This is a genomic window from Ruminococcus sp. zg-924, assembly GCF_024433635.1.
Taxonomy (GTDB): domain Bacteria; phylum Bacillota; class Clostridia; order Oscillospirales; family Acutalibacteraceae; genus UBA7067.
Genome location: NZ_WNJZ01000003.1, coordinates 21,432 through 47,813, shown reverse-complemented (window position 1 = coordinate 47,813; position 26,382 = coordinate 21,432). Strand labels below are relative to the sequence as shown.

At 42.3% G+C, this 26,382-nt stretch carries 25 protein-coding genes and 1 pseudogene; 11 read left to right on the top strand and 15 right to left on the bottom strand.

From position 1 onward, the window contains the following. Positions 1 to 107: 107 nt before the first annotated feature. The 3 genes from GMA13_RS02185 to GMA13_RS02175 all read right to left on the bottom strand — a co-directional run bounded on the left by GMA13_RS02185 (position 108) and on the right by GMA13_RS02175 (position 4,836). Complete coding sequence (locus GMA13_RS02185) at positions 108 to 263, bottom strand: hypothetical protein (RefSeq protein ID WP_255882569.1); 156 nt, start codon at positions 261 to 263, stop codon at positions 108 to 110. Between the two features lie 18 nt (positions 264 to 281). Further along, positions 282 to 2,993 carry a starch-binding protein gene (locus GMA13_RS02180; protein ID WP_255882568.1) on the bottom strand — a complete coding sequence of 904 codons (2,712 nt, stop codon included), beginning with the start codon at positions 2,991 to 2,993 and terminating at the stop codon, positions 282 to 284. 211 nt (positions 2,994 to 3,204) lie between these two features. Beyond that, positions 3,205 to 4,836 carry an alpha-amylase family glycosyl hydrolase gene (locus tag GMA13_RS02175; protein ID WP_255882567.1) on the bottom strand — a complete coding sequence of 544 codons (1,632 nt, stop codon included), beginning with the start codon at positions 4,834 to 4,836 and terminating at the stop codon, positions 3,205 to 3,207. Positions 4,837 to 5,086: 250 nt separating this feature from the next. Between GMA13_RS02175 and GMA13_RS02170 the strand changes: the two genes are divergently transcribed. Both GMA13_RS02170 and GMA13_RS02165 read left to right on the top strand, forming a co-directional pair. Further along, entirely contained in the window at positions 5,087 to 5,623 is a 537-nt protein-coding gene (locus GMA13_RS02170; RefSeq protein WP_255882566.1) for an inorganic diphosphatase, read from the top strand. A 26-nt stretch (positions 5,624 to 5,649) separates the two neighbouring features. Next, positions 5,650 to 6,174 (top strand): hypothetical protein, encoded by a 525-nt coding sequence (locus GMA13_RS02165; RefSeq protein WP_255882565.1) that lies wholly within the window; start codon positions 5,650 to 5,652, stop codon positions 6,172 to 6,174. A 58-nt stretch (positions 6,175 to 6,232) separates the two neighbouring features. Here the strand turns inward: GMA13_RS02165 and GMA13_RS02160 are convergent, their stop codons facing one another. Next, positions 6,233 to 6,544 carry a LysM peptidoglycan-binding domain-containing protein gene (locus GMA13_RS02160; protein WP_255882563.1) on the bottom strand — a complete coding sequence of 104 codons (312 nt, stop codon included), beginning with the start codon at positions 6,542 to 6,544 and terminating at the stop codon, positions 6,233 to 6,235. Between the two features lie 112 nt (positions 6,545 to 6,656). Here GMA13_RS02160 and eno point away from each other — a divergent pair, with 112 nt between their 5' ends. The 5 genes from eno (at position 6,657) to GMA13_RS02135 (ending at position 13,436) form a co-directional block, all read left to right on the top strand. After that, positions 6,657 to 7,928, top strand: coding sequence for a phosphopyruvate hydratase (eno, locus tag GMA13_RS02155; protein ID WP_255882561.1), 1,272 nt, complete (start codon positions 6,657 to 6,659; stop codon positions 7,926 to 7,928). A 308-nt stretch (positions 7,929 to 8,236) separates the two neighbouring features. Beyond that, positions 8,237 to 9,619: a leucine-rich repeat protein gene (locus tag GMA13_RS02150; RefSeq protein ID WP_255882559.1), complete on the top strand. Its 1,383-nt coding sequence runs from the start codon at positions 8,237 to 8,239 to the stop codon at positions 9,617 to 9,619. A gap of 235 nt (positions 9,620 to 9,854) precedes the next feature. Further along, complete coding sequence (locus GMA13_RS02145; RefSeq protein WP_255882558.1) at positions 9,855 to 11,876, top strand: leucine-rich repeat protein; 2,022 nt, start codon at positions 9,855 to 9,857, stop codon at positions 11,874 to 11,876. A gap of 124 nt (positions 11,877 to 12,000) precedes the next feature. Next, positions 12,001 to 12,861 carry a dipicolinate synthase subunit DpsA gene (gene dpsA, locus GMA13_RS02140; protein ID WP_255882557.1) on the top strand — a complete coding sequence of 287 codons (861 nt, stop codon included), beginning with the start codon at positions 12,001 to 12,003 and terminating at the stop codon, positions 12,859 to 12,861. A gap of 2 nt (positions 12,862 to 12,863) precedes the next feature. Continuing rightward, on the top strand, positions 12,864 to 13,436 hold the full coding sequence (locus tag GMA13_RS02135) for a dipicolinate synthase subunit B (RefSeq protein ID WP_255882556.1): 573 nt from the start codon (positions 12,864 to 12,866) through the stop codon (positions 13,434 to 13,436). A 130-nt stretch (positions 13,437 to 13,566) separates the two neighbouring features. On the opposite strand, the gene GMA13_RS02130 is transcribed toward GMA13_RS02135, so the two are convergent. From GMA13_RS02130 to GMA13_RS02115, 4 genes are all read right to left on the bottom strand, one after another. Beyond that, positions 13,567 to 14,367 (bottom strand): sugar phosphate isomerase/epimerase family protein, encoded by an 801-nt coding sequence (locus GMA13_RS02130; RefSeq protein WP_255882555.1) that lies wholly within the window; start codon positions 14,365 to 14,367, stop codon positions 13,567 to 13,569. A gap of 63 nt (positions 14,368 to 14,430) precedes the next feature. Then, the gene (locus GMA13_RS02125) at positions 14,431 to 16,632 is read right to left on the bottom strand and encodes a transglutaminase domain-containing protein (RefSeq protein WP_255882554.1); all 2,202 of its coding nucleotides are present in this window, start codon (positions 16,630 to 16,632) and stop codon (positions 14,431 to 14,433) included. Then, complete coding sequence (locus GMA13_RS02120; RefSeq protein ID WP_255882553.1) at positions 16,629 to 17,597, bottom strand: DUF58 domain-containing protein; 969 nt, start codon at positions 17,595 to 17,597, stop codon at positions 16,629 to 16,631. The genes GMA13_RS02125 and GMA13_RS02120 overlap by 4 nt, the downstream gene beginning before the upstream one ends. 1 nt (position 17,598) lies before the next feature. After that, on the bottom strand, positions 17,599 to 18,525 hold the full coding sequence (locus GMA13_RS02115) for a MoxR family ATPase (protein ID WP_255882552.1): 927 nt from the start codon (positions 18,523 to 18,525) through the stop codon (positions 17,599 to 17,601). Positions 18,526 to 18,796: 271 nt separating this feature from the next. Here GMA13_RS02115 and GMA13_RS02110 point away from each other — a divergent pair, with 271 nt between their 5' ends. Next, on the top strand, positions 18,797 to 20,008 hold the full coding sequence (locus GMA13_RS02110) for an alkaline phosphatase (protein WP_255882551.1): 1,212 nt from the start codon (positions 18,797 to 18,799) through the stop codon (positions 20,006 to 20,008). A gap of 78 nt (positions 20,009 to 20,086) precedes the next feature. On the opposite strand, the gene GMA13_RS02105 is transcribed toward GMA13_RS02110, so the two are convergent. Further along, positions 20,087 to 21,829 carry a metallophosphoesterase gene (locus tag GMA13_RS02105; protein WP_255882550.1) on the bottom strand — a complete coding sequence of 581 codons (1,743 nt, stop codon included), beginning with the start codon at positions 21,827 to 21,829 and terminating at the stop codon, positions 20,087 to 20,089. Positions 21,830 to 22,115: 286 nt separating this feature from the next. Here GMA13_RS02105 and GMA13_RS02100 point away from each other — a divergent pair, with 286 nt between their 5' ends. From GMA13_RS02100 to GMA13_RS02090, 3 genes are all read left to right on the top strand, one after another. Then, entirely contained in the window at positions 22,116 to 22,973 is an 858-nt protein-coding gene (locus GMA13_RS02100; protein WP_255882549.1) for a DMT family transporter, read from the top strand. Between the two features lie 158 nt (positions 22,974 to 23,131). Beyond that, positions 23,132 to 23,374: a type II toxin-antitoxin system Phd/YefM family antitoxin gene (locus GMA13_RS02095; RefSeq protein WP_255882548.1), complete on the top strand. Its 243-nt coding sequence runs from the start codon at positions 23,132 to 23,134 to the stop codon at positions 23,372 to 23,374. Beyond that, on the top strand, positions 23,371 to 23,748 hold the full coding sequence (locus tag GMA13_RS02090; protein ID WP_255882547.1) for a type II toxin-antitoxin system death-on-curing family toxin: 378 nt from the start codon (positions 23,371 to 23,373) through the stop codon (positions 23,746 to 23,748). The genes GMA13_RS02095 and GMA13_RS02090 overlap by 4 nt, the downstream gene beginning before the upstream one ends. A 24-nt stretch (positions 23,749 to 23,772) precedes the next feature. On the opposite strand, the gene GMA13_RS02085 is transcribed toward GMA13_RS02090, so the two are convergent. The 6 genes and pseudogenes from GMA13_RS02085 to GMA13_RS02060 form a co-directional block, all read right to left on the bottom strand. Next, positions 23,773 to 23,904: a hypothetical protein gene (locus GMA13_RS02085; RefSeq protein WP_255882546.1), complete on the bottom strand. Its 132-nt coding sequence runs from the start codon at positions 23,902 to 23,904 to the stop codon at positions 23,773 to 23,775. Between the two features lie 120 nt (positions 23,905 to 24,024). Next, on the bottom strand, positions 24,025 to 24,567 hold the full coding sequence (locus tag GMA13_RS02080; RefSeq protein WP_255882545.1) for a hypothetical protein: 543 nt from the start codon (positions 24,565 to 24,567) through the stop codon (positions 24,025 to 24,027). Between the two features lie 11 nt (positions 24,568 to 24,578). After that, positions 24,579 to 25,310, bottom strand: a pseudogene (locus tag GMA13_RS02075) (RHS repeat-associated core domain-containing protein); the annotation flags it as partial. A gap of 89 nt (positions 25,311 to 25,399) precedes the next feature. Beyond that, positions 25,400 to 25,636 carry a hypothetical protein gene (locus GMA13_RS02070; protein WP_255910328.1) on the bottom strand — a complete coding sequence of 79 codons (237 nt, stop codon included), beginning with the start codon at positions 25,634 to 25,636 and terminating at the stop codon, positions 25,400 to 25,402. A 21-nt stretch (positions 25,637 to 25,657) separates the two neighbouring features. Continuing rightward, positions 25,658 to 26,011 carry a hypothetical protein gene (locus GMA13_RS02065; protein ID WP_255910326.1) on the bottom strand — a complete coding sequence of 118 codons (354 nt, stop codon included), beginning with the start codon at positions 26,009 to 26,011 and terminating at the stop codon, positions 25,658 to 25,660. Positions 26,012 to 26,016: 5 nt separating this feature from the next. Next, positions 26,017 to 26,358 carry a hypothetical protein gene (locus tag GMA13_RS02060; protein WP_255910323.1) on the bottom strand — a complete coding sequence of 114 codons (342 nt, stop codon included), beginning with the start codon at positions 26,356 to 26,358 and terminating at the stop codon, positions 26,017 to 26,019. Between the last annotated feature and the right edge of the window lie 24 nt (positions 26,359 to 26,382).

Below are 26,382 nucleotides of genomic sequence, written 5' to 3'. Positions count from 1 at the left end.
TTATTTTATCTGCAATTTTATATGTATATGTAATCATAGTCACCTGCTAAAAAATACGGCAGACGGATAAACCGCCTGCCGCCTTTTGATTTAATTTCTTATAAAGCTTAGTCCCACTCGCTGTCTGCCGGAGTGCTGTCAACATCATAGTTGCCATCGTCCTGAATGTCGTCGCCTGATAATGCGCTTGTTGTGATAATATCCTCAGCGTCAAAAACAACTACATCCATCTGAGCTTCTTCGTAAATGTCTTTTGTTATCATTCTTATACCTCCATACTATTATGCATATGTTCTTGAAACAACATCACTGTAAATAACGCTTGTGTTGCCGGCTCTGTCCTTTACAACAACGAAGCCTCTTGCATAAACATTATTTGTTGTATGTGTGCCAACATTGAATCTAAGCATCATTGTGCCGTAGCGGCTTGTTGATGAAGGCTGAGCCTTGTAAACCTTATTCTTAAGTGTATTGCCCTCAGCGTCGCTGAACTTGAGCGCCTCGTCTGCCTTGCCGTCGCCAAATGTGCTTGCGCTGATACCGTAAAGGATACCGTGCTTTACAACTGTATATCCGGCAGGAACAGAACGCTCAGCTCTGAAGCAAACGTAATTCTTGCTTCCGCTTTGCAAAGAATAGTTCTGAGTAATAAAGATGCTCGGCTGCGCTGTAACTTCTTCTGTGTTGTCAACATAGTTTGCAACTACTGTAACGTCTGAGTAAACACGGAAGCCGTAGCTTCTGCTTGTTGAACGAACACTGCCGTTTACAGTCCAGTTCTTAAACTTCTTGCCTTCAACGCTTACTGCATTTGCAACAGCAAATCCACCCTCTTCAACAGTTGTATCAATTTCATAGGTTGAAGCGTCTGAATCGTTAGAAATTTTTACCGAGTAAGTCGGAACTGTCGGCTGCTGCGGTACAAGTGCTACTGTGTAGCTTGTTTCGCCCGAAATGTCATTTGCGTCAAAATCATACTCTTCAAGTATCTTGTGTGTCAAAGATGTTGAACCGCTTTCTGCTATAACCTCAAACTGAGCAATTACAAGAACATCCTCTGTTCTAAAGTCTATATTGTTTGCACTCATACATGAGTATGCAATGCCAACGCCCTCTACTCCGTCAACATATTCTCTGTTAACCATGTAAGAGCCAACAGAAGAAAGCTTCTTTGAGAATGCTGCATCGTTTGTTTCAAATTCTTCCGTAAGCTTAAGGAAAGCACTGTCATACTTAATGAAGCCCTTAATACCGGAGATAAGCGTGTCGTTCTGATGTCTTACAGTAATCTGAACGATGTCACCCTTATTGTACTTTGTTCCGTTAATTTCCACTCCCAGCGGGTCTGTCTGAGGGTCTGTCTGCGGGTCTGTCTGCGGGTCTGTCTGCGGATCTGTCTGCGGGTCTGTCTGTGAGTCTGTGCCCCAGCCGTATGCGAGAAGTTTGTTTTCTTCATCACGTTTTCCATCTGTGTAATATCCCTCAAAGCCGCCAAGTGTTATGTCTTCTGTCTGGTCTGTACCGTTTGTGAAGACTACCTTTGTTGCGCCTTTAGGAATATCTACTGAGTAATTCTTCTGTCCCATACCGTTGTCTTCGGGGTTGCCCATTGCGATTCCGGGCCATGCTCCGCCGATGCCGGACTGATTGTCTGAGAAGAAGTATGCATAAATTGTGCCTGTTTCTCCCCAGCCCTGGTTGTCTGTAAACTTAACAACTTTACCTGAAGGTTCTACAGGATCTGTCTGCGGATCTGTCTGCGGATCTGTCTGCGGATCTGTCTGCGGATCTGTCTGTGGATCTGTCTGTGGATCTGTCTGTGGGTCTGTCTGAGGATCTGTCTGTGGATCTGTCTGTGGGTCTGTCTGTGGGTCTGTCTGCTGCTGCGCACCATAAGTGCTCCATGTGCCGCCGGCTTTGTCCCATACGTTATCAGCAATCTTATTCTCATATGTATAAAGGTCGCAGCCCTCAGGTATATCTGCAAATACCAAATCATCGGTCTGGTTCCACTTATTATCCCAGTTGTTCTCGCTTGCGTTAGGATTCATACGGCAGAAGATGATGGTTGTCCAGTTCTTATCCTGCGGAACTGCTACTGAATAAACATCTGTTTCGCCCTCAACCAATGTCATATCATACCATGCATTATCCATGCCTGCAAAGCAATATGCCGCATAACGAGAAGAGCTCTCCTTCCAGCCTTCATTATCGCCGAAGTTCTTAAGGCTTAAATAGTATGTTGATGTCGCAACAGGGTCTGTCGGGTCTGTTGGGTCTGTAGGATCTGTCTGTGGGTCTGTTTGCGGGTCTGTCGATGTTTCAACCTTTTCATATGTCAATGCTGTACCGTTTTTAGCGTTATCGGCAATAGACAATTTGTATGTGCCGTTTAAGACCTCTGTAAAGTTAGCAGAGCCCTTGCCGAAGCTTATGTCCCAACTATCATTTGCACGAGCTTTAAAATCATTTTTTCCGCCTGTGAATTCAATCTGAACACTCCATATGCCGTCGGCATAGGTAAGCTCATAGCTTTCACTGTCCCAACCGCCTTTACCGTTAACAGTGCCGATAATACCAACGCTGTTAAAGATATTGCCCATTGGGTTTGTTTCAGTTGGCTTAGTGGGTTCAGTTTCGCCGGCAGCGTTCTTCCAGGCGCCATCGTAATAGTTATAGGTCATATCAGACGGCCAATCCATGTCACCTGTCTGATCTGATCCGTTGTTGAAGATAACCTTGGTATAATCCTTGTCTGCCGTGTAGCTCCACAAGCCGTTGCCTTCGTCTTTCATAGCAACGCCCGGCCATTGGGCATTGTTGCCATAATCGTTCCAAGCATAGCAATTAACCTTTGCCCAATTATTTGTGTTCTTGAAATAAATTGTATCACCTGTTGCAGCAGAAGATGCAACTGTTCCAACACAAATACAGCTTACAAGCATCATAATTACAAGCACAATACTTGCAAATTTTCTGAGTGAGTTTCGCATAAATATTCCTCCTTGTATTGTATATTACTCGTGCTATTTATACACATTTTAATTATAATACACAAAAAGTTTTATTAATTCCTAATTGGAAAAAACCCTTATTATGTTCAAAATCCATTGCCAAATTTTTCTCAGCTTTTTTGTAAAAAATAACGGAAGCCACAATGTGCTTCCGCATTTTCTATATGTTTTAATTTAAGCCCGACACGGGTCAACACGCAGGCTGACCCGTATTGCCTCTTGCAGCACTAAGCTCGCCTGTGGATAGATTTTTGTATACGATAATTTCTTCTTTGGTGTCGCAGTCCGCTGCAATTGCCACTATTTTATATTCACAGCCGTCTGCTTTTTTTACGATTGCTCCAACGCTCGGCTTTAAAGATTCTTCAGCTTTCATCTCTTGTGCTGTGGGTGCATACTCAGGCTCGGTCTGCAACTGCTCTGTTTGCTGCGGCAAAGCGTTTAGGCTTTCGTTCTGAGTATATTCAAGCTTGAAATCGCCGTTATTTAGCACAAGAATTCTTGCGCTGTTGGCAGGAATGTTGATTTCAACATAGCCTGTGGCGGCAAAGCTTTCGTTATTATTGAGTACATCCGTAAGCGTGCTGCAACCGCCGTCAATATTAAATCCTATTCTCTCGTCGTGGTCGCACAGGTTAAACGCAACATATGCTGTCTGACCCTCTGCACGGCGGCAGAACACAAGCTGCTCATTCTTTATAATTGTATTTTCAAAGCTGCCGTTCATAATTGCAGGTAGCTTGCGGTGTATAAACCCAAGCTTTGAAATATACTGACACAGCTCATTATCAGCGTTTGGGATATTGTTTATGTCAAGGCAGGGTCTTAAAACCTCGTCGCTGTCCCACGTGCGCTGACCCTCTATGCCCCATTCACTGCCATAGTAGATTGACGGTGCGCCCGGCATTGTATACATAAGCGCATAGCAGTTTTTCAGGTGTCGCTTATCCTTCAGGTTACTTGCCAGACGGTTTACATCGTGATTGTCAAGGAAGTTGTATGTGTAAATATTTCTGTATATACCGCCGTTTGCAAACTGCCTTTGCAGAGAATGAGCAATCTCAAAATAGTTATGGTCATTGTGCGAGGAATAAATTCCCTTGTAGCACTCGTAGTTTGTTACGCTGTCAAGCATTTCCGGGTTTGCCCAGCGGCTGTAATCGCCGTGAATAATCTCGCCCATAAGCCAGAAGTCGCTCTTCTTGCCTTTGCAGAAGGAGCGTAAGCGGCGGAAAAAGTCGAAGTCAACGCAGTCAGCCGCATCAAGGCGCAGTCCGTCTATTCCAAATTCGTCCATCCACATTTCGACTGCACCGATAAGGTGGTCTACAACAGCAGGGTTACGCAGGTTAAGCTTTACAAGGTCATAATGACCGTTCCAGCCCTCATACCAAAACGGGTCGCCGCAAGGGCTGCCGCCGCCAAAGTTTAGGTTATAAAACCAAGAGCAATATTCACTGCTCTGACCCTTTTGCTGAACATCCTTAAACGCCCAGAATTCACGTCCAACGTGGTTGAACACGCCGTCAAGAACTATCTTTATGCCGTTTGCGTGAAGCTCGTCGCAAATTGACTTAAATGACGCATTGTCGCCCAAGCGAGTGTCTATTCTATAATAATCCTTTGTATCATATCCATGCTTAGTGGAGTCAAAAACAGGACCGAGATAAAGCGCATTTACATTAAGCTTGCGCAAATGCGGTATCCATTCCTTAATTTTGTCAAGGCGGTATTCCTGCTTGCAATCGTTATATTGCGGTGCTCCGCAAAACCCGATAGGATAAATCTGATAAAATACTGCCTCGTTAACCCAACTTCCCATTGTTATCACCTCAGAAGAAAATTCTTGCACATTATAGCATATATGTCTATTTTTTGCAAGTCCAAAAATTAAATATTTGGTATTTTTGCATTATCCTTGCGTTTTTTCTTTTAGTGTGGTACAATCTATTTAATAAACTTTTTGTATTATCAGATTTTCCGTCAAACACATTGCGCACAAACATTTTCTAAGCTACCAAAGCTATACAGAGCCAATCACTATACCGGTATTAGAAAGGATTGTTATTATTATGAATATCTGGCATGATATTGATTCATCAAGAATAGGTGAAAATGACTTTTTTGCCGTTATTGAAATTCCAAAGGGCAGTAAGTGCAAGTATGAGATGGATAAACAGACGGGTCTTTTAAAGCTTGACCGCATACTTTATACCTCAACCCACTACCCCGCAAACTACGGCTTTATCCCCCGTACCTACGGCGACGACCTTGACCCGCTGGACGTTCTTGTTTTGTGCAGTCAGGACGTATACCCGATGACGCTTATACGCTGTTATCCAATTGGCGTTATAAGAATGGTTGACAACGGCAGAAACGACGAGAAGATTATTGCAATTCCGTTTAATGACCCAACCTACAACGAGTACACCGATATTTCACAGCTGCCAAAGCATATTTTCACCGAAATGTGCCACTTCTTTACTGTTTATAAAAGCCTTGAAAACAAGGACACCGCCGTTGACGAGGTTCAGGACGCCAACACCGCAAAAGAGATAATCAAAGCGGCAATTGAGGCATACAACGATAAGTTCAACGTAAAGGAATAAACATATACTTATAATGTGAGGTAAAAATGTCTAACAAAGCTATAAGAAAAATTTCACAGCAGGATGAAGTGCTTGAGTCTAAACGGACAAAGCGCATAAGGCTTGCAATTTGCGTATTCTATATTATAACAATGGTGATGTGCGCTTTTCCATATGTACAGATGAAAGCGCCTGACGGAAGTATTCAGTTCTTCACCGTATTCAATATGATTTTTGACGGTCTGCGCCTTGCAGACGGAACGGCAGGCATAGTAATTTACGGCATTATACTGTTTGCTCTGCCGGCTGTCGGGTTCTTGTTTGAGTCATTCGACAAAACAAGGTGCTTTAAATGTCTTACAGGCATTTTATGCCCTATTGCCGCCGTTGCGCTTATTTGCTTCGGGCCGGGCAGAATGTTCAGCCTTGGCGCTATGCTTTCTATTTTGTTCTATATTATTATCACATTTATGTCGGTTTACCTCTTTCTTGTTGTTCAGGAGGAAAAGCGGCAGGCGTTGCAGGCGAAAAGCGACGGTAAGCCACAGCATAATTTTAAGGTGGAAAAGTAAAATAACAGAATATATAAACGAGCCGGAACATTCAGCGTTCCGGCTCTTGCTTTACCCCTCAATCTCTGAGCTTAATAAACATTCCGGAGTAAATTGTGTTGGGGTCGTCAAAATTGTTTTTTTCTATTATTTCGTTCACAGTTATGCCGTAGTTGGCGGCTATGGTGTGAAGCGTGTCGCCCGGACGTACTGCGTACCACTGCGGAACATTTCTGTTGCCTATCGGTATTCTCAGCCTCTGACCAGGATAAATTCTGTCCGGAAAGGCAAGTCCGTTGTATCTTGCTATATCATTTACCGTTACGCCAAAAAACTGCGCTATGCCCCACAGGGTATCGCCCGGCTCAACGGTGTAGCTTACTGTTGTCATTATAATACTCCCTTCAATTTCAGCTCAATATATGATATGAAAACTTCATTTTTTCGGTGAATACTCTGCCCTGCCTTTGGCAATAATAACAGAAAACAAGGAGGACGAAATTATGAGCTTTTTCATTAAAAGAGTACGTGGACGAGAGATTATTGATTCAAGGGGCAACCCGACAGTTGAGGCAGAGGTTACGCTTGAATGTGGCATAAGCGCCCGTGCCGGCGTTCCGTCGGGTGCATCTACGGGTGAGTTTGAGGCGGTAGAGCTTCGTGACGGCGACAAAAAGCGTTTTAACGGTCTTGGCGTGCAAAAAGCTGTTGAGAACATCAGCCGTAAAATTTCACCTGCTTTGTGCGGCAAAAATCCGCTTAAGCAGGAGGAGCTTGACAATATTATGATTGAGCTTGACGGCACTGACAACAAGTCAAGGCTCGGCGCAAACGCAACCTTGGCGGTGTCAATTGCCTGTGCAAGGGCTGCCTCGGCAATGCTGGAAATTCCGCTTTACCGCTATATCGGCGGCTGTTTCTCTCACACTTTGCCTATGCCGATGATGAACATTTTAAACGGCGGCGCACACGCCGACAACAACCTTGACGTTCAGGAATTTATGATTTTACCCGTAGGAGCAGGAAGCTTTGCAAACGGTTTGCGACAGTGCTGTGAGGTTTACCACACTCTTAAAAAGATACTAAAAAGCAACGGCTTGTCAACGGCTATCGGCGATGAAGGCGGCTTTGCTCCGTCACTTCAAAGCGAGAACGAGGCAATCGACCTTATATTGCAGGCGGTTGAGCAATCAGGCTACGAGCCGGGCAAGGATTTTATGATTTCACTTGACGCTGCTGCAAGCGAATGGAAGGGCGAAAAAAGCGGCGAATATTTCCTGCCGAAAAAACAGACGAAAAAGACAAGCAAGGAGCTTTTAAGCTACTGGAGCGAGCTTAGGGACAATTACCCGATTTTCTCAATAGAGGACCCTCTTGACGAGAACGATTGGGACGGCTGGGCAATGATGACTCAAAAGCTTGACAACCGCCTTGCGCTTGTAGGTGACGATTTATTCGTTACGAACTATCAGCGGCTCAAAAAGGGAATTGCACTGCACTGCGGCAACGCTATATTGATTAAGCCGAATCAGATAGGCACGCTCAGCGAAACCGCAAGGGCTGTATTTGCCGCCAAGACGCACGGATACAGAACAATAATGTCGCACCGTTCCGGTGAAACCGAGGACACAACAATAGCCGATTTGGCGGTTGGTCTTTCCACAGGCTTCATCAAGACAGGAGCGCCGTGCAGAACGGACAGAACCGCAAAGTACAACCGCCTGCTTAGAATTGAGGAACAGCTCGGCAAAACAGCGGAGTATGGGATAAAATAAACAGTTAATATTCGGCACAGCCGCTTTCGTGTATAACGGAGGCGGCTTTTTTGTACAAAGCAACGGCTCTTCATATTATATATTGTACGATTATTCTATTATTGTTTTTAAGTTATTGACAAGAAAATCCACAAATGATATATTTGAACTGACTTAAGGTTTTATGGAAATTTTAAATTACAGGCTATAATGGCACCTCTGATTTTTGTGAACCAACCGGACGGGTCGCTTTTGAACGCTTTAGGATTGTCGGCTTTGTCGGGGTATGTTTAATATTATCTATATAAAATTTGAAACGAGGTAAAGTAATGAAAAGATTTAAAAGAAGCTTTGCGGTTCTAATGGCGGCGGCTATGGTTGCCGGAACTTTGGCGACGTCGCAGCTATCCGTAGGCGCAGTAAGTGCAAACAATGTATACGCAGGCGAAACGGCGTCAGAACAGTCAGATAACCAGGACGGTCGCTATGAGTACGTTATTCTTGATGACGGCACAATAATGCTCACAAAGTATATCTACTCACTTTACAGCGTTACAATGGAAATTCCCGAAAAGGTGGACGGTTATACTGTTTCAGGCATAGGCTCATATTTATTCTCAGCTTCAACAGACAACAAGCTTATTGAAGGGGTTGTAATTCCAAAAACTGTAAATAGTATTTCTGCATCTGCGTTTTATAATTGCGATAACCTTAGCCGATACGAGGTTTCTGCAGAGAACCCGAATTATTGCTCAGTAGACGGAATATTATACAACAAAAGCAAGGACACGCTTATCAAGGCTCCAAGAGCATATAAATTCCCTGACGAATTTATTTTTCCACAGGAGTGTACAACTATTGACCGTGCCGCTTTTGCCGAATGTATTAATCTAAATAGTATAACAATTCCGTCGCAAGTCAAAAATTTAGGAAATGAAATCTTCAGAAGCAGCAGCGTTTCATCCGTTACAGTTGAATCCGGCGGCGTTGAGAATATTTCTGCCGGTATGTTTGCGTCATGCCTGAATCTTGACAGCGTTTCTTTGCCGGATGGAATCACAACAATAGGTAACAATGCGTTTGAATACTCCAAGCTTCCGTCAATCAAACTTCCGTCAACAATTAAATCAATCGGTTCGCACGCTTTTTATGAATGTGACCGAATCACACAGCTTGATATTCCTGATTCCGTAACAACTATTGGAGAAAATATCTTTTATGCTTGCAGCAGCCTTGTGAGCGTTACATTGGGCGAGGGCGTAACCGTAATTCCAAACAACGCCTTTAACAGCTGCTCATCTCTTAATGATGTAAAAATGTCTGATAACGTAATGTCAATAGCTTCAAAGGCATTTAGCGACTGCACCTCACTTAAAAAATTGTTTATACCAAAGAGAGTTGACGCTATTGCCACAGACTCTTTCCAAAAGTCGGCGCTTAGCACTGTAATAGGATATAAGGACACCCGTGCCGAATACCTTGCAAACGTTGTTCTGGGATGCGATTTTGTCGAGGTTAAGCTTGGAGATGTTACCCGTGACGGTTCAATAAGCATATCAGACGCAATAACCGTTCAAAAACATATTGCTAATATAATTCCTTTGAGCAACGGACAAATTCAGGACGCAGACATAGACAAAAACGGCAAGGTTACAATATCAGACGCAATTCTTATTCAAAAGCATATTGCAAACATCAGCGTCATCGGGTAAGCTGATTGTTGTCAGCATTTAATAAAGCAAATAAAAACGGCGCAATGACGGCGCCGTTTTTTATTTTCATATTGCAATACGAAATATATTTATAGCGAAGAAATAATTTGTGATAAATAAATAGAAATAAATTAAAGTGCATTATAACAATTGAAAACAAAACGGCATTGTGCTATATTTTAGTTGGCAATAAATTGGCAAAAAATTAATAAATATAATTTGAAAGGAAGATAAAATGAAAAGGAAAAGTTTTATTTCAATTATCCTTGCGGCTGTTTTTTTGCTTAACGTATCTGCTGCCCCAATAACAGCGGGTGCAGTGACAGCGGAACAGGAAACAGTAAGCGGCAGTGTTTACGGTGACTATGAATACACTGAGCTTAGCGACGGAACGATAATAATTCAAAAATACACAGGCAATGCGTCAACGCTTTCTATACCCGACAAAATTAATAATAAGAGCGTTACCGTTATAGGATCCAGTTCATTCAGTCATTGCTCCGGCCTTACAAGCATAACAATTCCAAACAGCGTAAAGGAAATCAGAAGCTATGCATTTTCCGACTGCGCAGGATTAAAAAGCGTTTCACTTGGCACGGGAGTAACAACTATTTATAATAATGCGTTTTCTGACTGTACAAGCCTTTTAGGAATTACGATTCCGGCAAACGTAACAAGCATTGGCAATATGCTGTTTTCCGGCTGTTCAAGCCTTACAAACCTTAACGTAGCCAGCAACAACCCCTCCTACAAATCTATTAACGGGGTAATATATAGCAAAGACGCAACAACCCTGCTGCAATGTCCCGGCGGCAGAGCAGTGTGCGAAATACCAAGCAGCGTAACAGCTATTGGCGGTCAGGCGTTCATGAATTCCAAAAAGCTCACAAGGGTTTCAATTCCGGACAGCGTTACCACGATTGAATACAGTGCTTTTGAGGGCTGCTCGGCAATAAGGAGCATAACTATTCCGAAAAGCGTTGAACACATTGATTACGGTGCATTTACAAGCTGTAAGAATCTTATAAGCATCAATGTGTCGCCGGACAATCCTGCGTTTACATCAAAAAACGGCGTTCTGTACAACAAGTATTGCACAATCCTGATTCAGTGCCCCGGTGCAAAAACCGAGTGCAATATTCCAAGCAGCGTTAGCGATCTTTTCTACGGCTCGTTCCAAAACTGCACTAAGATTACCAATATAGTAATTCCCGACAGCGTGACAACAATAGGAGTTAGCGTTTTTTCCGGCTGCACAAACCTTAAAAGCGCAAAGATAGGCTCTAAGGTCAAAAAAATCAGTTATGGAATGTTTGCGGACTGTTCAAGCCTTACAAGCATAGCTATACCAAACAGTGCCGCCGAAATTGACGACTGGGCATTTTCCAACTGTACAAGCCTTAAAAGCGTAAGCATAGGCAGCGGCGTGACAAGCATTGGCAAAAATACGTTTCTGAACTGCACGGGTATTGAAAGCATAACAATGCCGAGCAACCTGAAAACTATTGATAACTATGCGTTTTGCGGATGTACAAACCTTGCTAAGGCGCAGATTCCAAGCAAGGTAACAACTATTGGCAATGCAGCGTTCAGAGATTGTGCAAAGCTTACCTCCGTAACCATTCCGAAGGGAGTTAAAACCGTCGGAAAATATGCTTTTGAAAGATGCAAGGCACTTGCAAGCCTGAAATTATCAGAAGGATTGGAAACTATCGACGACCTTGCGTTTGCAGACTGCTCAAGCCTGAAAAGCGTAACGCTTCCCGCTGCATTAAAATACATTAATAACGGTGCGTTTGTCCGCTGTTCAGGGCTTACAAGCGTAACAATTCCAAACGGCGTTACCGAAATTTCACAGATTGCATTTGCAATGTGCGATAATCTTAAAAGCATAAAAATTCCAAAAAGCGTTACATATATCGGATTTCATGCGTTAGGATATAACGGCAGCAGCTCCGCATCTAAGGTAGCAAACTTTACTATACAAGGAGTTGCCGGCTCATGCGCAGAAAGCTATGCAAAGCAGAACGGATTTAAATTTGTTGCCTACAAGCCTGTGGTAATTCTTGGGGACGTAAACGGCGACAACAAAATTTCAATTTCAGACGCAATATTGGTGCAAAAGCAAATTGCGAACATAATAACCTTAAGCGGCGACAGTTTAGAGGCTGCTGATGTTAATAAAAGCGGAAATCTGTCGATATCCGACGCAATCCTTATTCAAAAGCATATATCAAATATAATAACAATAAAATAAGCAAATACAGCCGCTTTCGTGTATAACGGAGGCGGCTTTTTTTACTGCCGTACTCACCAAAAACAAACTTCGCCGTAATATAAGATATAAGCACCGGTTGTTGTGAGGATGGGAGTAGTGTGAAATGAAAATACGCAGCTTTTCGATAATAGGCGGAGATAAGCGCCAGCTTTACTGCGCACAGGCTATGCAAAGCGAGGGTTATAAGGTGTATATCAGCGGCTTTGACAGGCTCGAAAACGAATGGAGCCTTGAGCATTTGCCGATAGACAAGACCCTGCAATTAAGCGACTGCGCCGTTTTGCCAATGCCGCTTACTAAAGACGGCAAAACGCTGAACGCTCCGTTTGCTCTTAATGACATTCCGCTTGACGACAGCCTTGCACGCCGATTAAAGGGTAAAAGGGTTTTCTGCACAATGAGCGGCAGGCTTAAATCGCTTTCCCCTGTATGGGAAGACGTTTATCTTTGCGACTATTTAAGCCGTGAGGAGCTTGCCGTTGAAAACGCCGTGCCAACCGCCGAGGGTGCAATTGAGGTTGCAATGCGTGAATACCCCGGTACTATACACGGCTCTAAATGCCTTGTTGCAGGCTTTGGCAGAATCGGCAAGGTGCTTTGCAAAATGCTCCTCGGTCTTGGCGCTACGGTTTATGCGGCGGCAAGAAAAAAGAGCGATTTGTCGCTGATTAACGCTCTTGGCTACAATACCGTCAACACAACCTGCCTTTGCTCATACGGCGGCTTCGACATAGTATTCAACACAGTGCCGGCTATGATTTTCACGGCGCATACCCTTGCGAAAACGTGCAAACAGGCGCTTGTTATTGACCTTGCATCATTACCGGGCGGAGTTGATTTTGACAGTGCAAAAAGACTTGGCATAAAGGCTGTTCACGCACTGTCGCTTCCCGGAAAGGTTGCGCCGAAGGCTTCGGGCGAAATAATAAAGAACACAATTTTCAATATGCTTGAGGAGGATTAAGCGTGGAAAAAACCACAGTTGGCTTTGCACTTTGCGGGTCATTCTGCACATTCTCCAAAGCAATCAAGGAAATGGAACATCTGGCTTTGGAGAAATATGATATTGTTCCGATAATGTCCTGCACAGCCTATAACACCGACACACGCTTTGGCAAGGCGCAGGATATAAATGAAAAAATAAGGGCGATTTGCAGTAAGGATATAATTCACTCAATAGAGAAAGCTGAACCTATTGGACCTAAAAAAATGTGCGACATTCTGGTGGTTGCCCCCTGTACGGGCAACACCCTCGGCAAGATAGCAAACGGAATAACAGACACACCGGTAACAATGGCTGTAAAGTCACAGCTTCGCATAGGCGCACCTGTTGTTTTGGCGCTTGCAAGCAACGACGCACTCGGAGCTTCGGCGCAGAACCTTGGAAAGCTGCTGAACACAAAGAATATTTACTTCGTTCCAATGTCGCAGGACGACCCACAAAAAAAGCCACGTTCGCTTGTAGCTCATTTTGACAAGCTTAAAAAGACGATAGAATCGGCGCTTATAGATATACAGCTTCAGCCGGTTTTTGCGTAAGACTCGCTCTTATTAAATTTGCGTCGTGTTCGCATGGGTGCACCTGCGTGTGCACCCGATATTTTTCTTTCCAATTCCGGCATCACATTTTTTCCTTTTGCGACAGCCCCCTGTTTTGTTGTATTTATTATTATAACATATATCCGTTAACCGCAAGCCACTGTACCGACTGCCTAAGAGCCTGTACCGTTTTTGTTTCAACAACACAGCGGCAACTACGCTCCTTTGCAACATTCAATCTTTGCGTCAGGTCAACTTCGCCTGTTCCAAGCGCCATATGGTCTTTGTTTTTCAGCGAATCATGAATATGAAAATGTCGCAGTCTGCCCTTATTATTCAGTAAAAAATCTTCATCAATATTTTCACTGCTGTTTGAATGACCTATATCCCAGGTCAAGGCAAATTTGTCGCTTTCAAGCAAAACGCCGATTGCCTCCTTTTCATAGCTGCGGTAGCCGTCTGTGTTTTCAATACAAAGCTTAATATCGCTCTGTCCGATTGCATTTTCACACATTCGACGGAAGTCTGTAAAAGATTTGAGATACTCGTCCTTATACTGCTCAAAAAGCTGAACCTTTTTGTCGGGCAAAGTAAAATGTACACCGTGATTCATGTGCATATTAATTACAGGAATGTTAAGCCTTTTTGCTATATCAACCGTGCCCAGTACAGTTTGAATATATGCGTCGGCAACTGCCTTGTTAAAGTCGCTTATATTCAAATTTTCGTCAAGGTGAATTGTATAGTATACTCCGTATCTGTCGGCAAGGCTTTGAAATTCATCTGTGCGGCTAAGCCTGTCAAGCTGATACTGCGGCAGATTCATATTAAGCTCGACAAATGACAATCCGAGTTCACTGCAAAGCATAAGTGTTTCATCGAGCGTTTCAAGCTCGATAAGAGTCGGCATACCGAATTGAATTTTATTCATTAATATCAACACCTTTATACTGTATATTTTGTCTGTCAGACATTCATAAGAGCGAGCAGGAAATTACAAGACTGCTATAACAGCATAATAAAACCTCTTAATCGCAGGTGCGGCTTTATAAAGCTCGCCTCTTGCTTTTTCGGCATAATTTTGTAAAGTGTTCAGCTCTTCGCTTGTTACGCTGTGTTGGCTGAAGCTTGCCTTTGCACCTATATCATAGATTTCCTGAGGTATGCTCTTTTTTGCGCAGGCTTCACACCGCTTAATATAGCGATAGATATATACGGCTCTTTTGCTTTTGCCGCCGCTTATAAACCTCTTTCGCCTTAAGGCTCTTATCAATAACACTCTCAAAGAAACAATCAATAATGCCGCTGCCACGCTCACAACTATCGCCCACATAATCAAGCCTGAGTTATCGTCTGAGTTATTGTCTGATGAAACTTCTGAAGAGGTCGGCTGTATTTCAGCTTGGTTTGTTTCCGTTTGAATTTCAGTCGGCTCAGTTTTCTCCTCTATCGGGTCGGCAACCGGTGACGAAGGCGTAAAAGACGGCGGCGTTGCCTCAAGCGGCGTCCAGCCTATGCCGTCAACAAAGTATTCTGCCCAAGCGTGGGCGTTGTCTGTGGTGACTGTTGTGTACGGTGTTTCCGACGAGGTTTTAACATAGTAGCCTGTTACATAGCGTGACGGTATGCCGTATGCTCTGAGCATCATTACAGCGGCTGTTGCAAAGTGTACGCAGTAGGCGGTTTCCATTCCGCCATCTTCCTTGAGCAGATAGCTTGCTATATCCTCACCATCGGGAATCCCCTGCGTTTCAAGCGAATACTCGGCGCTTGAAGATACTATCTCCTGAATAGCCTGAGCAACAGACTGTGGATAAATCGGCATGTCCATATCACTGTCAGGGACATAATAGCTTGACAGTGCTTGGTTTAAACTATCATCTATGACTTTATCAATATCATATTTTCCGCCAATCTCCTGTAACTCTTTGCAAAGCTCGTCTGAAATTTGGGTGTAGTTCTGATACACAAAGTCGGCATATTCTTCATACGAGTTTTTCTCAATACTATCCACACTCAAATCAACCAGAACAGGATATGTGCGGTAATCAAGAGTATACGAGGTTTTACCCTCTTGATTATTAAGGGATATATCCGCATTCTGAGATACTCCGATTGGTTTTTGACTTAAGAAATACGGAAAATATACAACGTCCTCCTTGTTCTTAGTAACAATTTTCATACTCATATCTCCGCCTGCGCCGGAGAAAGAATAAAACGGGTTCCATGCCCCTGTGCTTGGGCATAATGAATATTGCTGTTCGTTGAGCGTTGACCACTTGTTTTTATCATAGTTTGCATACGCTGTTCCCCTAAGATATATAGTTTGCTCAGAGTCATCATTATAAACCTGCATAACAACCTCATGCGTTTGCTTTGGAGCCTCGGCGTTGCCTAAATCAATACGTTTAACATCTGTTGTTCCTTCACCGGCGCCGTTTTGCTGAGGCTGTTCACCAACAAATTCAAGTCCTGCCCTATGCCGCAAATCCAACAAAAGCTTATCCTGCCAAGGCTCTCTTTTAAAGCTGTCGGCAGGATAAGCGATATACACCAAAGCTAAAATGCACATCACTGTTGCAAAGGCTGCGGACGATACAGCGGCGCAGTGAGCTACACCGTATCTGCGAAGCTCCGATGTAAGCAGCAGTACCGAAATGGCGGCAATTGACAGAAACAGCGGGAGCAAATTTGGGCAGGTGCTGATAAGGATAAAGCATGGCGCAACAAGCAAAACCGAGATTATCACAACAGGAACGGTTGTTTTCTTCTTTACTATGCAGAATGTGAAAAGAAAAATCAGCGCACATTCAACAAACGCAAGCAGAATTGTTGCGTCATACTCTTTATGCGTGCCGATTGAAACGCTCTGCGGCACAGGAATATATTTTGAAAAATCAAAAAATGCTGAATTAATTACATATTCAAACTGATTAATAAGCGAGTCTGCTTCAAGCAGCAAAAACATAACCAAAAATGCAAACGCAGCTGCGCAGGCGGCAAGGGCTTGCTTTGCTGTTTTTATCAGAGCAAATGCAAGAGCTGCCAAAAGCGTTGACATTACTGATGTAACAACCGCAACTTGAAGCTCCGCCTTGAGATTAAACGATGTGACAAGACACCAAAGCACAGACGGAACAAGCACAGTGATTATTATTGAGTCAATCACTATGGCTAAAACGCTTGATTTCTTCACAGCTCGCTCACCTCCTCGCTATCAGGCAGAATATTGTAAACTGCGGCGTTATCAAGGCATATCTCCTGCTTTGCTCCGCTTTTACTGTATAGGAAAACGAGAAAGCGGCGGACATCGCTTTCATTTTCAATTTTTACAGCTGCTCCGCTTCGACTGTTAAAAGCGTAAAACACCGCTTCGTTTTTTATAAGACAAGAGCAGACATATATAAACCTTGCAAGGATAAAATCGTTTATTTCCGGGTTGTCTGTTATTTCCGGCTTTATTATCAGCCTTTTGTAAATCGCCTCGCTCGGCTCTTTTACTATTAAATCATCGTATTTTGACGACAGCTTCCAGTGAATATTTTTTAAACTGTCGCCGCTTTGGTAGGGTCTTAGCTCGTAGTAATCCGAAAAACCGCCGCCCGATTTCGGCTTGTAGCCAAGTATAACTGTGCTTTGGCTGTCCGGCTGTAAATACGGTGCTTCGGGTATCGGCATTATCACCGTACTGCCGCTGAATTTTAATCTTATCGGCAAAAAGAATATCCCCGTAAAATCGTACACTCTGCCGTAATTCGCCTTAATATTCACCAAACCACAGTGTTGTGCAAGGGTGTCGCTTCTGATTACAACAGGCTTATTTATCACTCCGCCGTATTTCAGTAAAGCGCTCTTTGACTTACCTGCAAAGCTGTTTGAGGTCTTGAATTTTACCTTAAGAAACGGACAGAACAAACGCTTTCCGTTTTTAGTTTTAATTCCAATATTAACGCTGCCGAAATTTTCAGCCGTTTCGTCACAAAAGCAGGAAATGCCCTTTACAGCCGCATAAATCATAAACGGCAGGCTTATTGCAAGCGACACAAGCGGAATACAGATTATCACAATCAAAAGAAACCACGAAAACCAAGCGTAATAAAAAACGCTGAAAGCAAACGCAGCCGCAAAAATTAGCAGATAGATAAGTATATTTTTAAGCATATTATATCCTCGGCGGCTTCACGCTGCTGCAAACGTCAGCTAAAACGCTGATTGTGTCAAGCTTCTGCGACAAAGCCTCTGCGCTTAGCATAATGCGGTGGTTCACCGTACTTTCAAACACGCTCTGAACGTCCTTTGGCGTTACAAAATCTCTGCCGCATAAAAATGCGTTTGCCTTGGACATTTGTGCAAGCGACAATGTAACCCTGGGGCTTGCTCCCCGGCGGATAAAGCGGCTGTTCCTCGTTTTTGTAATAAGCCCGACAATATACCGTGCAATACTTTCGTGCATAAAAACAGCCTTGACCTGCTGCTGCATTTCAAGCAGACGTTCCTTGGTTACAATACAGCTTACACTGTCAAGCGGATTGCCGTTTTTGCGGCTTAAGAGCATTTTAAGCTCGGAATTGCTGTCAGGATAACCCATTGAAATTCTAACGGTGAAGCGGTCAATCTGCGAGTCGGGCAAAAGCTGAGTGCCGGAAGCTCCCACGGGGTTCTGCGTTGCAATAACTGTGAACGGCTTTTCAAGCGGATATGCTCTGCCCTCAACAGTTACCTGCCCCTCCTCCATAGCCTCAAGAAGCGCCGCCTGAGTTCGGCTGGAGGTTCTGTTAAGCTCGTCCGCAAGAAAGAGGTTGCAGAAAACCGCACCCTTTTTGTACCTCATTTTTCCTGTTTCCTTGTCATAGATTACAAAGCCCGTAATATCGGACGGGAGTGTGTCGGGAGTAAACTGCACCCTGCCGTAGCTAAGTCCCAAAGCCTTTGAAAAGGCAAGTGCAAGAGTTGTTTTGCCAACGCCCGGAATGTCCTCAAACAATATATTTCCGTTTGTAAGTATTGCAAGAAGCGAGGTTATTATTGCGTTGTCCTTGCCGTTTATAACCTTTTTAACCTCTGTGATTACAGCTTGAAGCTCGTTCATAATTTTCACCTTTTATATTTTTAATTTTAATGACTTTTATATTATTATTTAATACATAGGATAGCTTTTTACACTATATTGCATTGCAACAATTCCACAATTCAAACACACAATTCCCTAAACGATTAATTTTTACAATCATATTATACACACATACCAATACCTAAACAATACATTTTACTTTTTTTATACAATAAACTGATTCATATTGTGGACTTTGCCATTAAAGCGTGGTAAAATCTAAGTAAAATAAATACAAACGAGGGATAATATGAAAAAGCTACTTTCTGCACTTCTTGCAATTGCAATGCTGTTATCGTTTACAGCCTGCTCTTCCCAACAAAACAGCTCAGCGCCCGACACCTCCTCTGCACTTCAAGCTGACGCTTCAAGCGAAACAGAACCGGAGGAAAGCGTTGAGGAGCTTTTTTGGGTTGACTACGCCGAATACAATCTTGAAGAGGACGTTCCTGCAAAGAACATAATTCTTATGATAGGCGACGGAATGGGCAAAAACATTATAAAGGCTTGCGAGGTTGTTAAGGGTGACAAGCTTGTTATGAGCGGTATGAAGCACAGCACAACCGTTACTACATATTCACAGTCGGTAACGGACGGAAGCGCCGAATATACCGACAGTGCGGCGTCGGCAACGGCTATAAGCACAGGCGTAAAGACGACAAATGATTTTATCGGCGTTGACCCCGACGGGAACGACCTTGAAACCATCTGCGAGTATGCTCAGGGTCTTGGAATGAAAACAGGTCTTGTTGCTCGCCAGGTAATCTGCCACGCAACTCCTGCGGGAATGGTTGCCCACAACGGCTCAAGGCACAATTACCCGAAAATTATGCTCGATATGGTCAGGTCAGACGTTGACTATATGCTCGGCGGCGGCTCACAGTATTACACCAACTACAAAAAAATTCAGGACGAGGTTAAAAGCCACGACTACAAATACATCACCACAGAAAATGAGCTTTTATCGCTCACAAATGATGACAGCAAGGTTTTGGGTATGTTCTCCTATGACAATATGGGTGCTCCCGATATGTCGCCGTCACTTATGGAGATGACCTCAAAGGCTCTTGACTCTCTCGACAATGACAAGGGATTTTTCCTTATGGTTGAGGGCAGTAACATTGACACCTATGAGCATAAAAGCGATATGGAAACAACGCTTGGGCAAATGCAGGGCTTCGACCAGACGATAGACTATGTTCTTAAATGGGCGCAGGAGCACCCCGGCACTCTTGTAATTGTTACAGCCGACCACGAAACAGGCGGCGTAACCCTGCCGGAGAATCCAAAGCCGGAGGATATTAACAACGACTGCTTTACCTCTGACGGAAATCACACAAACGCCGATGTTGCACTAATGGCAAGCGGAGCACAATCGGCAGGGCTGTGCGAAAAGGAGCTTATCGACAACACCGACATTGCAAAGTATATGCGCAAGGTGCTTGCGGATTCGCACAAGTAATTCAGACAAAAATATAATCGGGATGATGCCGAAAACCGCTTCATCCCGATTTTTTACTGTCTGTTAAGACGATAGGCTTTATTCGCCCTTGAGCTTTTTGCGTGTAATTACAACTACGCCTGCCGCTGATACAAGAATTATAATCAGTGCGGCTGTGCTTGTGCTGTCGCCTGTTGCAACCTTGCCTGTTGCTGTTTTGCCATTTTGAGCAGGTGTTGTTGATGATGTTGCTAAACCGGAAGCCGAAGTCGGTGCTGTTGTCGGCTTGTCTGTCGGCTCATCTGTCGGCTTGTCTGTCGGCTCGTCTGTCGGCTCGTCTGTCGGCTCATCTGTCGGCTCATCTGTCGGCTCGTCTGTTGGCTCGTCTGTTGGATTCTCCGGCTGAGTCTTTGTTATTGAGAATGTATCCAAGCTTTCTGTTGCCTCGTTGTTTGGCGTATCAGGGTTGTCATAGGTGCTGTATGATTCAAAGGTGATTTGACCGTCTGTTACCTTTACAACCGTATACCCCGGAATCTTATCCTGCTGTGCTACTGCTGTTGAAAGCGGATATACGCCCTTTAAGTACTCTTCAGAGCCTTTTAAGCCGTTTGCAAGATACGGATACTCTGTGTTGTCCTTAACATAGAGCTTCTCTGTGTCAAAGATGTTGTAATACTTAAGACCTGAGCCTGTGTTGCAGGTGAGGTAAACCGTACCCTGAGGGTCTGTATAGTTGCTTGTAAAGTCGCTTACTCTTTGACCGTTGCACATTGCATAGGTTCTTGCATATACGTGGTCGTGACCTGCAAGAACAACGTCAACCTTGAACTCGTCCATAAGCTTTTCAAAGCCTGCCTCAACGTAATACTGAATATCTCTGTCGGCAACGTGCTGTGCTACTGATTCGGTTGATTTGTGATGCTGTACGAAAAGCCACTTGTAATCAGGGTAAGCTTTCACAGCGTTTTGAAGAGTCTGTCTGAAAGCGTCGATATACGGCTTTGCCTCCTGTGTGCTTGCAGGATATGATGAATCGTTAAGCACTACAAACAGGGCGTTGTTGAAGCTGTAAAAGTAGTTGCCCTTTGCTGTTGTAACCTCATTTGCGGCAGGTGTTGTGTCGAGATTTACTATTGAGTCAACATTCTGCTCGTTTGGCAGGTTATAGTGATAAAGGAAACCTGCATGGCGGTCATGGTTGCCTACTGCTGCTGCAAACGGAACCGACTGCATTACGTTTGATGAGAACAAGTCGGTGTATTGGCTCTCGTTGCCGCCTTTTGTATCGTCAACCTGGTCACCGGCGGAAGTAATCAAATCTACATTCTTATCGGCCAAAGCCTTAAGAGTATCGTTCCAGCCTGTTTTTGTTGTCTTGTCTGCGCTGAATACCTTACTGTTCTTGTCCTCGTTGCCGGCGTTTAGCTGTGGGTCGCCGACAAAACCAAAGGTAAAGTCACCCTGTGCAGGAGTTTTGTAGCTGTACTCCTTTGACCAGGTGATTCCGCCGTCCTCGGAAACGCTGTAAGTGTAATTTGTGTTCGGTGTAAGGTTGCTTACAGTTGCCTTGCAGGCTGTTTTGCCCTCAACCGCAGGCTGAATTTTTGCGTTCTCAGTAATCGTGTTTTTGCCGTCGCTGAACTTAACCTTAACGTCTGCATTGCTGTTGTCTGTGTACCAATTAAGGTTAATCTGTGACGTACTGCTGCCCGGCTGCAGGGTTAAATCCTCAACAGCAAAGCCGCCGTTAGCTGCAAGGGCTGTCTGTACTGCTGTGGCTGTAATTACAGCCGCAAGTGAAGCTGCGATAACAGCTTTTCTGATTCTCTTACTTTTCATTTTTCTTCTCCTCCGTCTTTTTATATTTTCCTTTCAGAACGCTTACGAGTATAACGCCGCTTTGTAAAGTATCCAAATTGTTTTTGCAAGGATTGTGTAAAGCTTTGATGATATTAAAAACATAATTTTTTACAAAAAATTTTAATAATATGCCGCAGACGCAGGTAAGTAATGTGTGATGAAAAAATTATCAATGTATCAGTTGACTATAATCTCTAAAAAGTATAACATATTTAACAAAGGGTTATAGATAATACATTTAGATTTATAAATACGGGTGAGTAATATGAGCAAAAATAAAAAGCAGGCGATTGCCTGCATAATCAGTGCGGCGTTCTTTTTTGCACTGATGAATTTGTTTGTAAAACTGTCGGGCGATTTGCCTGTGTGGCAAAAGAGTATGTTCAGAAATTTGGTGGCGATGTTCATAGCTCTTTTTGTTGTTATAAAGGAAAGGACAAGCATAAAGCTTGAGAAGAAAAATTTTCTTCCTATGGCTGTAAGATGTCTTGCAGGAACAGTCGGCGTGATTTGCAACTTCTATGCAATAGGAAAGCTTAATATCGCAGACGCTTCTATGCTAAACAAGCTGTCGCCTTTTTTTGCTGTAATTTTTTCTGTATTTATTATGAGGGAAAAGCCTAAAAAGGTTGAGTGGGCGGCAATAATAATTGCATTTATCGGCGCATTGTTTGTAATCAAGCCCACATTCAATATGGACTCCTTCCCTGCAATAATGGGAGTGATAAGCGGTATGGGCGCAGGACTTGCTTATGCCTGTGTTCGCAAGCTGGGTACCAACGGAGTTGCAGGACCTGTAATTGTGTTCTTTTTTTCAATGTTTTCGTGCTTGTCGGTGCTGCCGTGTGTTATTTTTACCTATAAGCCGATGTCAGCTTTACAGCTTGCCTTTCTTGTGATGGCAGGCTTATCAGCAGCCGGTGGTCAGTTCTCAATTACGGCTGCTTATTCAAAAGCACCGGCAAAGGAGATTTCGGTGTTCGACTACACTCAGGTTTTGTTTGCCGCAATGCTAAGCTTTGTATTCCTCGGCGATTTACCCGATTGGCTTAGCTTTTTGGGGTACGCAATAATAATTGGAGTTGCTGTTTTCAAGTGGAAATATGAGTCTTTAAAGCAATAAAATATCTGAAAAAGATGTTTTGAGTTTTAGTCTTCTCTTCCCGGTACAGTTGTCCATTGGCGAAATTTAATTTTTATTGACATAATCGTCCTGCGTGATTATAATATGAATAGGATATATTTATCCTATTTGTGTATAATATATTTGGAGGTATATTTATGAATGTTAATACAAAATCTCTTGTTTCAATTACCGAAGCAAATCAAAATTTTTCAAAGGTTGCAAGACTTGTTGATGAAAACGGCTCAGCCGTTATTCTGAAAAACAATGTCCCTCGCTATTTAATTGTTGAGTTCAGTCAGGCTGAAAAAGAACAGCTTGCAAATAACGAAGATGTTATGGCTGTTTCAAAACGACTGATTGCCAAAAACAAGGAAGCATATAAGGTTCTTGCCAAATGATTATTCTATCCAAATCTCAAATTATAACGATGCATAAATCATTACTTGAAGAAACCGGTGGACTTGACGGCATCAGAGAAGAGGGGCTGCTTGATTCTGCAATCAACGCACCATTTCAAAAATTTGACAATACTGATTTATTTCCATCTATTCAGCAAAAAGCTGCCCGTCTGGGGTATGGTATCATAAAAAATCACGCTTTTATTGATGGTAACAAGCGAATTGGTACTCATACTATGCTCGTTTTTCTTGCACTTAATGGCATTGAACTGGATTACACACAAAAAGAACTCTACACAACCATATTAAATTTAGCAGGCGGCAAACTTGAATTAGACGATTTAACAAAATGGATAATTGAGCACCAAAACTAATGCAATTCCAAACCTTGTTTTTTATCATTTATCTTCTGTTGCAGGATTATCCGTCCTCTGTGCATTATTATCCTTTACAGTAACAAGCTTTCCGTCACTGTTGTATGTGTAACTCTGAGTTGCGTCCTTGATAAGATAAATATTATCGTAGTACACCTTGTTGCACTGTCTGTAATAACGCAGATATACGCTTATGCTGACAGGGGTTTTGCTTACAGATGTGCTGTCACTCTTTTGGACTCTATATTTTTAAATACATCCGGATTGTATATAGCTTTAAGAGTTATTTATTTCCCACAATTTTAATATTCTAATTTCATCCTGAGAAGCATAAGAAATTTGTGTTATTTTATTTGCCATAACAAAACAATATCCGTCTTCAAAACCATATTCATCTACTATCTTGATTTTACATAACCCATTATCTATACTTTCTACAAATCCAACCACATCATCATATCCGCTATCCACTAATTCTAATGATACAATCTGTTTTGATTGCAATGCTATTTCTAACAATGAATATTGAATATTTGTTGGATCTATGGAATAATTAAATGGTTGCATTTTAGATAAAGAACATAGCTTTTTCATCTTTTCGTGATACTGCCCATCAATTTCGATACGAATTATATCATATATTTTCTTCATCAAAATTCCATCAAAGAATCCGTCAGGTGAAATCATATATATTGCTACTTCTTCATAGTTAACGCAAAGGATATAACCGTAACAGAATTTTGAAGGTTCGTTTATATCTGTATAGATGGATACCCTTTTGTCACTCTTAGCCATTTCTTTTAAAGTCTCAACAATCATCTTTCTTCTCCTTAATTAAATATATTAACAATAAAGTCCCATATCTGTTCATATATTGGTTTTTCACCGGTGTTTGGTATACCCTTAAATTCGTATTTATCATAATAATTTGGAAATAAATCCGGTAGTAAATCCCTATTCCGGTACTCTTCGAGTGGTACTGCTGTTTTAGGCGTAGGAATGAGGGATTCAATTCTTCGTTTGTTTGAACGATCCTCTCTACGTTCATCACCTTTTTCACCTTTTTGATCTAGTTTTTTTCTTGCTTGACCTTTCTCATGCCTTGCTTTATTGGCTTTGTTAGTTGTACCTTTTTTGCTATGTTCCTTGTATGCCATAAAATTGGTGTCTATGGCAGTTTTTGGATTGTATTGTTTGCAAACATAACAAAAATTTGGTACACCTGGTACAGCTGTTTTTATAACCCACTTTGTGCCGATATATGTACCTGCGTTTGTATATTGAGCTACATAACAGAGTCCTGTTGGATCTATAAACATCAAGGGATTATTCCCACAATACGCATTCATGTTAGCATCCAGAACACCCAATCCCGTCTGGAAATAACCGTCCGCATTTACGAACCTATGCGTTACCGGGTCATAGTAACGGCTCATAAGGTAATACATACCTGTTTCCGTATCCATATAATACCCACGATAGCGGAATGGGTTGAGGTTGCCGACGTGGTTCGGGTCTGTTATAGCATTGCCGTTGCCGTCCTTTATAGCTGTAACATTGCCCCAGCTGTCATAGGTTTCTTACTGTTTTGCAACAAAGGCTAACCCTACATTCAAGCAACTAACTTAACATTTAGATTTAAATTATAGTTTTACATGGTTGGTACAATATTGTCTATGTAATAGTTTATAAAACCAAGTGACATTAACACAGAACCAATACCATAGATTATCATAACAATTGAGATGAATATAATTTTCCTATTCGTCTGAAACTTTATTTTTTTCAGTTTCAATACAAGGAAAACTATTCCTAATATTCCAACCGGTATTCCGATTACAAGCATAATAACCTGCATAATTCTTAATAAAATAACTAATTGTTCCATTATACACACTCCTGCTATATTTTATTGTAAGTTAATTATAAATAAAACAAAAAACAACGGCGCACAAAACGCATCAACAAGCAAGGAAAATCGAATATTAATTTTATATACCGCATAAAACAGCGATTGGAATGAAAGTGATTTTTTATAATAACTTTTACTTTCTTCATCAATATAAAATTCTATAAAGCACTCATCCTTGAATAGTATAACAGCTATAAACATATTAACGAAGAAAAGCGACAAAATAAAGAACATGATATCAATTTTCAGTTCGACCACAATTGGACTTAAAAACGTTATTGCAGCAACCTCGGCAAATGATATAACATAAACAATCATCTTAGCTATATGAAGCTTAATTATTTTCATCATTCGTATTATCCTTTCTTTACTAAACATTCAACCAACCAAAGAAAAAGACATAACGGCGCAAATATTCCCTCAATAATTGATACAACACTTAGATATATTCTTATGCCTTTTGCTTTACGGCAAACACCTTGTGATTTTTCTTTTTCGATTTTTTCCTTGTGTCTTTCCGTCATGCAATCGTCTTTAAAAATCAAAAATGACGATAACTGACCTGTCAGGAAGATTGAAATGATTAATAATGGCGATAAAACCGCAGAGCCTGCAACCGCTTGAATAATAGCTAATTGAATTGCCGATAGAAGTATTGAAACTACCTTTGCTATAATTATTTTATATTCGGTAAGCATATCTATTTTCCTTTCTAAAGCAAA